The following is a 14,365-nucleotide window of genomic DNA, read 5'->3' as shown; positions in this document are numbered from 1 at the left end:
AATTTTCCTTTGATGTGCTATACCTAAATAATTGATTGATTTAAATTTTTTCTTTCTCTCCCGCGGTAAAATTAATGAGGTTTATTCTTACTGTATTGCTTGTGGTCTGCTGTTTGATCGGTGGGGGCGTTGCATACTGCGCAGATAAGCCATTTAACCAGTATTTACAACAGCGCTGGTCCATTGAAGATGGTTTGCTTCAAGTGGTTGCAACAAGCATTTCTCAAGATAATGATGGATATATCTGGATAGGTTCACAATATGGACTTAGCCGTTTCGATGGCGTTCGCTTTGAAACCTTTACTAATTCTGAGTATCCGGTTTTAGGTGGGTTTATTCAGTCTTTGTACAAAGATAGTCAAGGGGTTTTATGGATAGGTAGCAATACAGGGCTACTTCAATTTTTTGATGGAAAATTCAGAAAAGTTACTTTAAATCTGAGCGACAATAACCAGGCATCGTTACTTAATGTTTTTGATATTACACAAGCTCCTGGAGGAGAACTGATTGTCGCTACAAATCTGGGAGTGTTATCAGTAAAAGATAACCAGCTTTTCATCGATGAAACCTATAATAAATCACAAAGCTATGGATTACTGGTTAACGGAAACGATGTCTGGGTGGGTGGTGTTGGCCAAGTTACGCTTTACAATAGTCAGGGCAATCAAACCTATTCTTTTCCAGGTTCCTTATCGCAATTAAGGGTAGAACACATCACCTACTATGCTAATCGCTTATGGTTTGGTACCGCTGAGGGTTTATTTATTTTAAAAGATGATAAGTTAACTCGATACAGTGATCATCCGATACTTTCTACTTCTCCGGTAACCGCGTTTTTAGTCGCGACAGACGCCATTTTATGGGTTGCAACCAACGATGGTATTTTTCGCTTTAAGCAGCGCAGGTTGCTAGAGCATATTCCAAATAGCCACCCAAAAGCCTTTAATGTCCTCTTGTCAATGTTTGAAGACAACGAAAAAAATATTTGGTTGGGTAGTTATGTTCACGGTATCGCCAAACTAAAAAAAGCTTTTGCTGAAAGTTATGGTGTAGAGCTTGGACTAAGTGAGCCGATAGTCTGGTCATTACAAGCTGATGTTAATCAGGGAATCTATGTAGGAACCAATAACGGATTAGAATATTTTGAGAACAATCAGTTTAAAAAATTAGTTGACGGATCTGCATTACCGCATCCAGTTGTTTATAGTCAGTTGCTAACACCTGAGGGACTTATACTTGGAACTCGAGCGGGGGCCGCAATCTATCGCAATGGTAAAGTTGAAGTACCAGAAAGTTTAAAGTCACTTTCTTATAGCCATGTCAGGGGCATACATAGAGCGGCAAAAAATAGCTATTTCTTTGCAACTGATAAAGGACTGTTTCATATTAATCAGGATAAGTCGACTTTGTATAATCGAGATTCCACCGGTAAAAGAATTACCTTGAGAACGCTCTACCAAACTCGCAACGGTCGATTGATTCTTGGTACTTTACAGGGAGTGTATGAGCTAAGAAATAATGAACTAATTCGCCTTTTTCCGAAAGAAAAAAATCTGGAAAACTTTGATATAACTGCAATATACGAGCGAAACGATGGCAGTTTGCTATTTGGAACTTCCTCATTTGGACTTTTATACAATAGTGGTAGCTATTGGATGCATCTTGGAGTTGAAAGTGCAGGTTTGCCAACGCCGGGCGGTTTTTTCGTTGTAGAAGATTCCAATGGATATATTTGGGTATCCTCTTTTAATGGTCTGTATAGATTTCCTTTTCAGGATATTGAGAGAATCAGGCTGGGAGAGCGAAAAAAGCTTAACATTGATCATGTGCTTGACGATACAGGCAGAATATTAGGCGCTGAAAAATCTGCATGCTGTACGGGTGCCGGAACTTCAAAGGGATACCTCACAGGTGATCTTATTATTCTTCCTTCTCGTTCTGGAATTGTTAGTTTAAATACATCGAGCTTTTCAAAGAATCAAATCACACCAAATACTAAAGTCGAGTCGATAAAGTTTGCTGGTCAATGGCACAAAGTTGACTCAAGTGAATTACTAAAACTGCCAAATCACTCTAGAGATATAGAGGTCAGGTTTACAACATTTAGTTTCAGCGATCCTGGAAATATATTATTGCAATACAAGCTGGTTGGATATGATAGTGAATGGAAAACTATCGAAGACTCTAACAATCGTACTGTGGCATATACAAATTTACCAAAAGGCAAATATGAATTTATAGCAAAAGGAACAAACAATTCTGGTGTATGGGGAGAAGTCTCAGCCCCTTTTCGCTTTGAGATAGCCCCCTATTTTTATGAAACCTGGTATTTTTATTTTCTGATTATATTGATTGTCGCCGCTACTTCGTTTGCAATCTACAGAATGCGTATGATCGCCTATGAGAGACAAAATCAGAAGCTTCAAAGAGAAATTGAAAAAAAGACCGCTGTAATTCTGGCTGTTGCAGAGGCCGGGCAGCAAATTACGGCAGGATTTGATTTACAGAAAACGACAGAAGTTGTTTACAAAAATATCAAGTCATTTATGTCGGCAGATAATTTCGGAATTGGTTTGTTGTCCGAAGATAAAAAATTACTCAACTACAACCATAGTTATTCGGCTGGGGTTCGATATGAACCCTATGTGCGAGAAATGAGTGAAGAATCTTTACCTGTTTGGTGCGTAAAAAATCGAAAGCCGGTATTGGTTAATGATATTGATAATGAAACTGAGCGCTATATCAAGAACTTTAAGTACGATGCCAAGGAGGAAGAAGATTATAAACTTGAAGATGGTACTGTCGGGCAGAGAATACTTTCCACTGTTTATGTGCCAATACTTTTTAATGAAGAAGTTCTTGGAACGATTGGTATTCAAAGTTTCAAGAAAAATCAGTATGATTCCTACCACATTGATATGTTAACTTCTATTGCAAACTATACCGCAATTGCTCTTGTGAATAATAGAATGCATCAGAAAATGTTGAGCAATGAAAAGCGAGACAAAGAAAGGTTTTTACAACAAAAGCAAATTGCAGAAGCTGCAAACAAAGCCAAAAGTCAGTTTTTGGCGACTATGAGTCACGAGATCAGAACACCGATGAATGGTGTTATTGGTATGGTTGATTTACTCAAAGATACCGAACTTAAAGAAAGCCAACGCCACTACCTTGATATTATTTCGCGTTCAGGTAAAACCCTGCTTAATATTATCAATGACATTCTCGATTACTCGAAGATCGAAGCGGGCAAGATGGAGCTGGAAAGTTGTGAATTTTCTTTGCTAGATGTTGTAAGTGATTGTGCTAATTTATTTGAAGTACCAGCAAAGGAAAAACATATTAACTTTTCTGCTCTGGTTACTCCAGAGACTCCGATGTTACTAAAAGGAGATCCTACCAGGATTACCCAACTCTTGATTAATCTTCTAGGCAATGCGTTTAAGTTTACGGATAAAGGTGAGGTATGCCTAAAAGTAGAAATTCAGAGTAGAGGTGTTGATGAGCAAGTGCTGCTCAAGTTTTCGATTGCTGATACCGGTATTGGTATTCCTAAAGATGCTCAGGAGCAGTTGTTTGATTCTTTCCATCAGAGCGATAGCTCGACAACTCGAAAATATGGCGGAACTGGGCTGGGACTTGCAATAAGTAAGCGTCTTGCAGAGCTCATGGGGGGAGATATTGGAGTAATAAGCGAACAGGGTGAAGGAGCAGAGTTCTGGTTTACTGCCTGTTTCGAAATTGTTGATTTGAGTAAGAAGAAACTCGAATCAAGTTTGGCTCTTAATATAATGAAAAGACGTAGGTTATTTGAGAAAGTACCGTCAGGCTTGAGCCTGTTTGTCGATTGTTCGACTGTTCTTTTTTCTGGCCTTTTAGAAAAATTATGTGCCTCCCTCTCAATTCAGCTTCAATATATTGATTTGGCTGACGCAGAAACGAGTTTTAGAATTGTAAATGAAAGCAGCTCATCTGGTCGTTTGTTGATAAGCAAGAAATTTATTGCTGAAAACTTTGAGAACAAGGAACAGATAAAAAATTTCTTCTCTAATATATCGATACCAATAGCACTTTATGGCGAGTTTGTTGATGAGGGATTTAATTCTTTCATCAGCGAATTCGAGGCTCTATATCAATTGGATAATCCAACCGGATTCGGAGAACTAATCGATTGGATGATCGATGAAAATGTAAATCGAAAGGGAGCTGAAAAGGCGACAGCGGTACCTTCACTACCCAGTCTGGATTTAAGCCCGCTCAAGATCCTTGTAGCCGAAGATAATGATATTAATATTATTGTGATTAAAAAATTACTTAACAGGCTGAATGCTACACCCGTAGTTGCAACAGATGGAAAGAAAGCGCTGGATTTAGTTCAGAGCAGTACTCCATTTGATCTGATACTGATGGATTGCGAGATGCCTAATATGGATGGGTTTGAAGCGACAAGGCAGATAAGGGCTTTTGAAAAGGAAAATAATAGAGAGCCTGCATCAATTGTTGCGCTAACGGCCCATACGATGCGAGAGCATCGCAAAGAAGTATATAATGCCGGAATGGACTATCACCTCGCCAAGCCCGTGACCACTCAATCACTGGTTGATGCTATTGGCAAGCTCAACTTGGTCGCCTTTAACGATTAAAGCCCGTAGAAATGCCATTTCCCTGCACTTAACTTGGCAAACTTATCAGCGAAAAAATAAATAACACGGTTATTTTAAATATCTGTCGTGTCCGCAATAAATTTTGTCGTTTTCTTATTAACGCTAATCATTCTTTTCTTATATGTTTGTTCTGCGTATCAACTAAAGGGTAGGAGTGCCTATAGCTGATTACGGTTTCAGGCTCGCTAATAGATACGTATCTAAAATAATTATCTACAATAATTCACAAGGATTATGCTATGAATATTAAAAGACTCATTTCTGCATTTGCCTTGCTTTTGTTTTCTTCTATCGGAATGGCGAAGGTTCATTCAGGAATTGAAGTAAAAGTACAGGCAGCCAAGAAGCAAATAACTAATGACCAGGATGTTACGGTCAAAGTTTCTTATAAAAATCGCACCGGACAAGCTATAAAGCTGTTGAAATGGTATCTACCAGACAATAATGGCAACCTGGAAGAGGGGATTTTCAAAATCACACTAGACGGTGAGACAATCGATTATCTAGGACCTCATTATAAAAGACCTGCACCAACTGAGGGTGATTACCTGGTACTAAAAGCAAACCAGAAAATCAGTTTCGATGTTGAGCTATCACATATTTACGACTTATCTGAACAAGGCTACTATCAGATCAGCGTTGAGGCTGAAAACTTTGAGATGTTCGGCCTCAGCAAGCCGGGAAAAGCGAATGCGAAGTCAGTGACTAAATATACCAGCGATTCATCCGCTGAAATATTTGTGACCAAAGTGAGAGCGTCTAAAGGTAAGCCATGTAATCCTCGTAAACAAGATTGCGGTGGTGATGGTGGAGGAAACGGCGAAGACGTTTCTTTTACAGGTTCTTGCACCAACTCTGAGCAAAGCACTATTCTTTCTGCACTAGCTGCGGCAAAAGATATGGCAAATGATTCTGTTACCTATTTAAATGGCAATTCTGCCGGTTCACGTTATACAACCTGGTTTGGTACCTATAGTAGCACTCGCTGGAATACAGTTGCAGGAAACTTCGATGCTATTAAAGATGCGTTGGATAACAAACCGAAGACTTTTGATTGTGGTTGTAATCAGAGTTACTTTGCGTATGTTTACCCTAATCAGCCTTACAAGATTTATCTTTGTAGAGCTTTTTGGAGTGCTAGCTTGACTGGTACCGATTCAAAAGGTGGGACTATTATCCATGAAATGAGTCACTTCAATGCTGTTGCCGGCACTGATGATATTGTTTACGGTCAGTCTGGAGCGAAAAACCTTGCTATTAGTGATCCAAATAAGGCTGTTACCAACGCTGATAGTCATGAGTACTTTGCGGAGAATTCTCCCAAGTTAAACTAGACTATTTCTGGTTTTCTGTAACGAAGGAGCGGCATCTTAGTCGCTCCTTTTTTTATGGAAAAATTTTATGTGGTTCGCGAACGACAGATACTTGAGCTAGACTCTGTAAATAGCAGCCAACGACGAGTTATAACTTGATCAAAGAAGTCAAACAGGATCTAGTGGAAAGGCGGAAAGCGCCGAGATTCAAAGTCTCTCTTTCTGGATTAGCGAGAACGCAACTTGGTTATAGTTTTGAGATTGAGGTTAACAATATTTCCTCTTCAGGATTACAGTTCACTATGTGGCAGGCAGAAGTGCCGATTTTATTTGATTTACAATCATCGCAAAATACGCTTAATCCGATTCAGGTTAAATTAACAATTAATCTTTCCCCGGAAAAGCACGTTAGTGTAAATTGCGGCGTGGTTTATCTCAATCGCAATTCAGCCGATCGTTGTAGTGTTGGTTGTCGCTTTGAAGCGTTTATTGATAAAGGGGCCAGTCAATTAGAAGACTTTCTTTCAGAGATAGTTAGAAAAAATCACAATTAGTTGTCAGCAGTCAGTTGAAAAGTAGTTAAAACGGAACCATCCTGAAAGCTATACAATTAAGCGATATTACGGGTGTTAATTGACAAACAGCTTGCAGCAAAGCTGTCCAATAGGACAATTAGTTAATCCCTTGATTGACTAAAGTTAATTTTTCTTTACTATCTGCTACAGCTGTTTTGTTTCTTCCGTTTTGCTTAGCAAAATATAAAGCTCGATCGGCACGGTTAAATAGGCTCCTCTCATCATCACCTGACTTACAATTCGCGACACCTATCGAAATTGTCATTTTTATATTATGGGGAAATTGAGATTGCTCTACAATTTCACGTATATTTTCTGCCAGTTTCAACACTGACGGCAAGTTAGTATTTGAAGGAATGACCGCGAATTCTTCTCCACCAAATCGAAAAAATTGATCAGTGGCTCGTAACCTTTGACTAACGATGTGGGTAAGGCCCGATAACACCTCATCTCCAACTTCATGCCCAAACTTATCATTGACCTGCTTGAAATGGTCTAGATCGAATAGAAGAAGACAGGTACCGAGAGGTTTGCGATTTTCATTGAGGATAGTCTCGTGGAGCTTTTCGTCGAGTGCGCGGCGGTTGTTAATTCCGGTTAAGGGATCCTGCGTAATCATTTTTTTCATGAGTTGTTGCTTATTGTCAACCGACATAGCAAATGTAAAAGCAAAAAAGCTGGCTGCCAGGAGAGTGACAAAGTAGGTGATGCAGGTCAGCCTGTCCAATTCTTCGGATATCAGAAAAAACAGAATGACGGTGGTGCTTGAGCAGAGCACAAAAGCGACCTTGTAACTACTCAAGTAGTAAGTCATCAGTATGGCAGGGTAAACCCAAAATATTTGACTCGCTCCTAGTAGGCCGGTACTTGTAAGAGAACCGGCTAAAGCGAGAACAGCCAGGATGATACTGGGCTTTTCGACCCTACGAGTTCGCCAGACATATACACAGCAAAATAGCATGGTTCCACTGATGATCAGATCGACTACTGCGATTGCCCAGGAGTGTTGGATTATTCGATAGACTGCGAAAGGAAAAATAAAGATGAAACCTATAACACTTAGTCCGATTAGAACTTTTTCTTCGAGGCTTCTTTTTATCGGAGGTGAGTGCATCAACAGCTTTATTGACTCAGTGACAGGCTCATTAATCAATAATAGTCTCAATTTGTCGCTTTTGTGACAAAAAAGGTCGGTAATGAACTAGCGCGAAAAGCCGCTACTGTCCTAGTCTAGGCGCAACATCTAACAACTCAGATGTATCACCTGAATTAAAAAGTATAAAACTAAAACTCATAGGGTACAGTCGTATGAAACAAAACCTCAAAACAGTTGCCGCTGCAACTTTGTTAGCGCTTGGCGCTTCATCTGCTTACGCAGGTAACCCGAGCTCTAAACTCGATATCATTGTGAAATTGAAGCCAGAACTAGCTGTCGCAGGGCATAAGGCAAACCAGAACAATGCTAAGAATATTGCCGCCGGAATGGGCGTAGGCGCTGTTAAACACGCTTACGGTTCAGCATATTTCGGTTTTGCTGCTTCAGTTACCGAAGGTCGCCTCGAGGCTCTCAGGAAGAACCCTAATATTGCTGCAATCGAGTTTGACGGTGTCAAACATGTCAACAAAGGTAAGCCTGGTTCAGGCGGTGGTACACCATCTCCACAAACTGTCCCTTGGGGAATTGCGCGTGTGGGTGCTGATAGCAATACAAATGAAGGTGCTGGCGTGCATGTTTATGTTCTGGATACCGGCCTGGATTCTGACCATGCTGACCTGGCTGCAAACATCGGTAACGGTATGGCATTTGAAGCCTGTAAAGGACGTTCATGTACTCAAGCATGGGACGACGACCATGGTCACGGTACTCACGTAGGTGGAACTATTGGTGCGATTGACAACGACCGTGATGTAATTGGCGTTGCGGCAGAAGTCACTTTGCACGCAGGTAAAATCTGTTCTAGTCGTGGTTCGTGCCCTAATTCAAGCACTATCGCTGCGCTTGACTGGGTGACTTCTGAAATTAGTGCTCGTGGTGAGGCTGCGGTAGTTAATATGTCAATTGGCGGCGGCGGTTCAGTAACCGGTAGTTGTACAAATAACGGGTTTACGGGCAATGACGCTTATCATGAAGCTATTTGTAATGCGCGTAACGCTGGAGCCGTTGTTGTTGTTGCTGCCGGAAATGATAGTGACAATGCCGCAAACTACACTCCTGCGGGATATGCTGACACTGTAATTACTGTTAGCTCGGCTAAGGAAGGAGATGACTGGAATAGTTTCTCTAACTGGGGTAACCAATCTGCAAGCTGGACTAGTAATAACTCTGCGCCTGTCGCAATTGCTGCACCAGGTGGTAGCATCTTGTCACTACGTGTTGGTGGCGGTACAACGACAATGAGTGGTACTTCAATGGCATCTCCGCATGTTGCTGGTGCTGCGGCTCTTTATCTTGCTAGCCACCCACAACCTGCTGACGGAAATGCCTTCCTCAACACGCGAGCGGCTCTGTTACAAAGTGCAGAAAGCACTAACTCTTTCAGTAACACTTCTGGTGACCCGCATACAGAGGACTTCCTTGACGCGTCAAACCTGTAGTTTTATTTGAGCTTAAATCCAGACATTCCGGGAAACTAGTCCGGAATGTCTGTTTTAGGTAATGTGAATTTTCTTTGTTTCGTTAGAAAACTCTATCGGTGTTCGATTAATTCAAGGATTATTTCGAACGATATTTTTTAAATAAAAGTTCAGATTGTTCGAAAAAAATGTGTAATTTTTACCTGTTTTTGATCAATTTTTATCTTTATATTGAGATTGAAGTACGAAGTACCACTATTTAATAAATCTAATAATCTTACTTAGTGGCCTGTCCTATCAAAAAGTTGAATCTAATAAAAATAAAAATAAAACGATTAAAAAAATAAGACAAAAGTTCGTTACTCGCCTACTTATAATAATGTTGGGAGATACAACTCATGAAGTATTCGGTTAGTAAAGTAACCTCGGCTGTTGCAGCAACAATTTTTGGCGCTGCAATCGCAACAGGCACCAGTGCAAGCTCATTAAATCAAAATGCAGCTACAGGAAAAGCAACTCAAGAATTTAATCAATTTGTTAGTTCATTACCAAAGCGATATATCATTCAGTATAAGAATGATAATTCACTTCAGGCGAACGGACTTTCTCGTCGTGCGTCAGTCAAGGCAAAAGCAGTAGGTCTTGGTGCCAAAATTAAACAGGAATTCGCTAACATTAATGTTATCTCTGCTGAACTCGATGCAAAAGCGATTAAAGCACTAAAAATGGATAGCAATGTTGTCCGAGTAGAAGAAGATTTCCCTCGTCGATTAATGGCTCAAACTGTTCCTTATGGAATAGGTTTAGTTCAAGCTGATCAGGTAGATGACACTGTTGCTGCTGCATCAGCGGGTGGTAAGAAAGTTTGTATAATTGATTCTGGTTTGGATTTGCCTCATGAAGATATGGGTAGTCAGGGCGGAACGATTAACGGGACAAATGATAGTGGTACAGGTAACTGGCACGATCATGGTGGACCTCATGGTACTCATGTTGCCGGTACTATCGGTGCACTAAACAACGGCATCGGTGTTCGCGGAGTTATTGGTAGCGATGTAAGCATGCATATCGTTAAGGTATTTAACGAATCAGGTTGGGGTTACTCTTCAAGTCTGGCAAGCGCAGTAAATACTTGTGTAAACAATGGCGCTGATGTGATTAATATGAGCCTTGGTGGAAGTGGTTCAAGTACAACTGAAGCTAATGCGATGCAGTCTGCTTTAGATGCAGGCGTTTTGCTTATTGCTGCAGCTGGTAATGACGGAAATGCCAGTAGCACTACAGATGCGATGAGTTATCCTGCGTCCTATGATGCTGTAATGTCTGTTGCTGCGATAGATAGTGAAAAAGCATTGGCGGATTTCTCACAGAAAAATAGTCAGGTAGAAATTTCAGGTCCAGGCGTTAATGTTTATTCTACATACCCTGAAGGGACAGGAAGTGTTGTTGAGTTGACAGTGGGTTCTACTGGCTACTCAGTAAATGGCATGGAAAATCAGGGCAGCGCTTCTGGTGCACTTTATAACTTTGGAACCGGTGAGTCGACTAATTCAGGTGCATCTGGCAAGGTTTGCTTGATTGAACGTGGTAACATTTCGTTCCACGATAAGGTGAAAAACTGTGAAAACAGTGGCGGTGTAGGCGCAATTATTTATAACAATGTTGCCGGTGAATTAGGCGCAACCTTGGGTGATACTAATACTACCAGCATTCCTGCTGTCGCTGCTTCACAAGCAAATGGTCAAGCTATGTTGAATCAGCTGGGTCAAAATACTTCGCTAAATATTGGTCCGGGTAATTATGGCAAGATGAGTGGTACTTCAATGGCGTCACCACACGTTGCCGGTGTTGCAACTTTGGTGTGGAGTCATCATCCAAGCTGTACGGCAACACAAATTCGTGCCGCGTTAAATGCGACAGCAGAAGATTTAGGTGCGGCTGGACGAGACGTTAAGTTCGGTTATGGCCTGGTACAAACTAAAACGGCTATAGACTACATTACAGCTAACGGCTGTGATGGCAATGGAAATGGTGGCGGGGGCGGAGGCTCTAACAACCAGCTTGAAAATGGTGTTGCGGTTAATAATTTATCCGGAGCCAAAGGAGAGCAGGTGAAGTTCACTCTTGAAGTTCCTGCTGGCGCTAGTGATTTAAGCTTTGCCATGAGTGGCGGTACTGGTGATGCTGACCTTTACGTAAAGTTTGGATCTGAAGCAACCACTTCGAGCTATGACTGCCGACCTTATAAGGGCGGTAATGCTGAAACCTGCACTATCAGTAATGTTCAGTCTGGAACTTATCATGTGATGTTGAACGGCTATAGCTCATTCAGCGGTGTTTCTTTGATTGCTAATTTCACCGAGAATAATGGTGGTGGCGGAAGTGATGACGTACTGGAAAATGGCGTTGCTAAAACCAGTTTATCTGCTGCAAAAGATGCAGAAGTAACTTTCACTATGGAAGTTCCTGCAGGGGCGAGCGACCTTAGCTTTGTTACTACTGGTGGTAGTGGCGATGCTGATATGTACGTCAAATTTGGAAGTGCACCAACAACTTCAAGTTACGATTGTCGTCCTTATAAGAGCGGCAATGAAGAAACCTGTAATATCAGCAATGTTCAAGCAGGAACTTACTATGTCACACTTCGCGGATACAGTGCGTTTAGCGGTGTTTCGTTGACCGGCTCTTATAGCGAAGGTGGAAACGGTGGCGGTGCAGCCAGCTTTGAAAATAGCGACAACTATTCGATCCCGGATAATAACTCAACCGGTATTTCCAGCCCGATTTCTTCGACTAGAAGTGGTGCTTCGAATACTGTGACTGTTGATGTCAATATTATCCATACTTACAAAGGTGACCTGGTTGTTGACCTGATTCATCCGGATGGAACTGTTTTCAACTTACACAATCGTACAGGTAGCTCTACCGACAATATCGTACAAAGCTATTCAGTAAATGTTGGTTCTAAAGATTCTGCTGGAACATGGAATTTGAGAGTTAAGGATATGGCAGGTCAAGACACTGGTTACATTGACAGCTGGAAATTATCCTTTGAGTAAGAGTCAATTATTTTAATTGAGTCGTAGGCCCCTTAATGGGGCCTTTTTTTTAAAATTGATAAATTAACTTTAAAAGAGTTTCTCTCCCATTTGCAGGTATATCATGAACGGGAAAATCCTGATTAATATAAAAGCTTGCTAAATCAGAAGTGAAGGATGGGTGTTCATAATATTCATCAAATAGGTTAAATATGCTGATGTCCAGGGTTAGTCTGGGTAAAACCTGAATATTTGTTAAGCTCAGATTTGATATCTGGTGAGGCGGTAGCTCGCCTACTTCAGGATTTGCATATTGACGAGAGTCTGTCCACTGTGACTCCATATGAAACCGGATTTGATTGGAAAACTGGTAGGTATATCCGAGTTTCAACTGTTGCTCGGGATAGAATGAAGTTCGAGCTCCGGTCAGATCATTTTCTACTTTAGTGTAGGAATAATTTAAATAGCCAGACTGCATCCCCTTCGAGTATTTAAGTTCCGACTCAAAGCCCTTTCCCGAAACTCCGGCACCATTAGTAAAGCGGACGCCATCAGTTGATTGTGAAATGGTTTTTTCTGTTTCAAAAGCATAAAAACTTGATATCCAATGCCAATTATCTTTAATACTATAGTCAAACAAAACTTCATAAGTACCGACACTCTCAGGCAGTAGTTGCTGATTACCTACCAGATAAAAGCCGCCATTTAATTCCCAACTATTTGGCGCCCGAAAAGATTCTCCATACAAAAGTTTCAACTGATATCTCTGAGTTGGAGAATATACTGCTGAGGCTCTAAAACTAAATTGTCCTCCGACAGTCTGGTAGTGATCATAGTGTAGTCCTGCAACTGAACTCCAAAAGGCATTCCATTGATAGTCAATGGAAGCATGTGCCGAAAAAACTGACTCTTCAGGATCAAAACTGAATCTTTCATTTAGCAATTGCAGCGGATCATTTTCAGAGACATAAACGAAATCAACGTCGCCATATTTTTTAAACTCAGCACCATATAATAATTGAATGTCATCAGATATCTTTTTATCAAATAATACTTCGACACCCAGGCTTGTATTGGTCACTCGATTAAACTCACTTTCGTAAGGAGGCCCTAACACACTGGAAGGATCTGAAATATAATAAAATCTTCCTTTGAATTCATAATAATCATAAAAAACCCTAATAATTGCTCTGTTATCCTTAGCGATTCTGGATTCTTTCTGGAACTCAAAAAAAGTATTGGTATCTTCAAAAAAGGTAAAACGATTGTCCATGCTTCCGCCAAATATTCCGGTGGGTACATTTTTAATTCGATGATTCAGATAGGCAGAAACTCTCCAGTCTTCAATCTTGGCGTCGAAATAAAAATTTCTATTTTTCACTGCGTTAGCTTCTTTGATAGTTTGGCCCTGTAATGGATGTATCGAATCTTGATATTCTTCAAGGGAAAGACTTGTCTTTTCTCCTCTAGAAAGACCACCCATAATCGATACGTAACCGTCTTTTAAATGCCAATCTCCTCTAAAAGCGGTCTTTCCCCATTCACCACTTCCGGCTTCAAAATAAAAATTTTGTGAATCTTTGTTTAATGGCGCATGTGTTATGACATTAATTACCGCAAACATTGCATTGGTTCCATAGGTGGCTGAGCCGGGACCACGTACAATTTCAACGCGTTCAATATGATTGATGTCTACTGATGGCAAATGTCCGTTGAAATAGCCAAAGCTCTCGATAACGCTATGACCGTTTAAAAGTAGTAATACTCTAGAGTTTGGATCATTCGACTGATAGTGACCTCGTGGAATGATAAAGTTATAAATTCGATCACTGAAAGTATAAAAGCCCACCTGGGCATTAAGTAACTCAGACAGATCTCGCCAGCCACTTGAGCGAATTTGATGCTTGGTGATTACCGTGACAAATGCTGCTGTTTTAGAAACCGGTTTCTCGGTTTTTCTTGCAGTTGTGACGGTTACTTTGAGAAGTTCCTCCAAAGTCAATTGAGTAAGCTGAAATGGTTCTTCCTCTTCCGCTTTTGCAGGTAGACATAGATAAACCACACAAAAAGCAAGGAAGAGGAACCTGTAGCTAATAGAAAGAGTTTTTTGTTTAAGCATCATAGATAGGCGCCACTAAGTCTTAGTAAAGCTTAGTAGAGCCCAAGAGAGTTATCCAGAACTATGAGCCGGCACAAAATTG

7 protein-coding genes are annotated in these 14,365 nt (G+C 40.8%); 5 read left to right on the top strand and 2 right to left on the bottom strand.

From position 1 onward, the window contains the following. The first annotated feature begins 74 nt into the window (after nt 1-74). The 3 genes from IYN84_RS13295 to IYN84_RS13285 all read left to right on the top strand — a co-directional run bounded on the left by IYN84_RS13295 (nt 75) and on the right by IYN84_RS13285 (nt 6,531). Nucleotides 75-4,643 (top strand): ATP-binding protein, encoded by a 4,569-nt coding sequence (locus tag IYN84_RS13295; protein WP_196139729.1) that lies wholly within the window; start codon nt 75-77, stop codon nt 4,641-4,643. A gap of 260 nt (nt 4,644-4,903) precedes the next feature. Further along, the gene (locus tag IYN84_RS13290) at nt 4,904-5,998 is read left to right on the top strand and encodes a M35 family metallo-endopeptidase (RefSeq protein ID WP_196139728.1); all 1,095 of its coding nucleotides are present in this window, start codon (nt 4,904-4,906) and stop codon (nt 5,996-5,998) included. Nucleotides 5,999-6,132: 134 nt separating this feature from the next. Further along, the gene (locus IYN84_RS13285) at nt 6,133-6,531 is read left to right on the top strand and encodes a PilZ domain-containing protein (RefSeq protein ID WP_196139727.1); all 399 of its coding nucleotides are present in this window, start codon (nt 6,133-6,135) and stop codon (nt 6,529-6,531) included. A 118-nt stretch (nt 6,532-6,649) separates the two neighbouring features. On the opposite strand, the gene IYN84_RS13280 is transcribed toward IYN84_RS13285, so the two are convergent. Continuing rightward, a complete protein-coding gene (locus IYN84_RS13280) occupies nt 6,650-7,717 on the bottom strand; it encodes a GGDEF domain-containing protein (RefSeq protein ID WP_196139726.1) in 1,068 nt (355 codons plus the stop codon). A 143-nt stretch (nt 7,718-7,860) separates the two neighbouring features. Between IYN84_RS13280 and IYN84_RS13275 the strand changes: the two genes are divergently transcribed. Continuing rightward, nucleotides 7,861-9,147 carry a S8 family serine peptidase gene (locus IYN84_RS13275; RefSeq protein ID WP_210330483.1) on the top strand — a complete coding sequence of 429 codons (1,287 nt, stop codon included), beginning with the start codon at nt 7,861-7,863 and terminating at the stop codon, nt 9,145-9,147. A 377-nt stretch (nt 9,148-9,524) separates the two neighbouring features. Then, nucleotides 9,525-12,185, top strand: a complete 2,661-nt coding sequence (locus IYN84_RS21580) for a S8 family serine peptidase (protein ID WP_196139725.1) — start codon at nt 9,525-9,527, stop codon at nt 12,183-12,185. 49 nt (nt 12,186-12,234) lie between these two features. Here the strand turns inward: IYN84_RS21580 and IYN84_RS13265 are convergent, their stop codons facing one another. Continuing rightward, complete coding sequence (locus IYN84_RS13265; protein ID WP_196139724.1) at nt 12,235-14,286, bottom strand: TonB-dependent siderophore receptor; 2,052 nt, start codon at nt 14,284-14,286, stop codon at nt 12,235-12,237. Between the last annotated feature and the right edge of the window lie 79 nt (nt 14,287-14,365).

This window comes from Aliikangiella sp. G2MR2-5, assembly GCF_015687155.1.
Classification (GTDB): domain Bacteria; phylum Pseudomonadota; class Gammaproteobacteria; order Enterobacterales; family Kangiellaceae; genus Aliikangiella.
This window is presented reverse-complemented; position numbering and strand designations above follow the sequence as displayed.

Excerpts from the sequence above, each read along its gene's own strand:
- IYN84_RS13265 (WP_196139724.1), bottom strand. The coding sequence starts at position 14,286 with ATGATGCTTAAACAAAAAACTCTTTCTATTAGCTACAGGTTCCTCTTC.
- IYN84_RS13295 (WP_196139729.1), top strand. The coding sequence starts at position 75 with ATGAGGTTTATTCTTACTGTATTGCTTGTGGTCTGCTGTTTGATCGGT.
- IYN84_RS13275 (WP_210330483.1), top strand. The coding sequence starts at position 7,861 with ATGAAACAAAACCTCAAAACAGTTGCCGCTGCAACTTTGTTAGCGCTT.
- IYN84_RS13290 (WP_196139728.1), top strand. The coding sequence starts at position 4,904 with ATGAATATTAAAAGACTCATTTCTGCATTTGCCTTGCTTTTGTTTTCT.
- IYN84_RS21580 (WP_196139725.1), top strand. The coding sequence starts at position 9,525 with ATGAAGTATTCGGTTAGTAAAGTAACCTCGGCTGTTGCAGCAACAATT.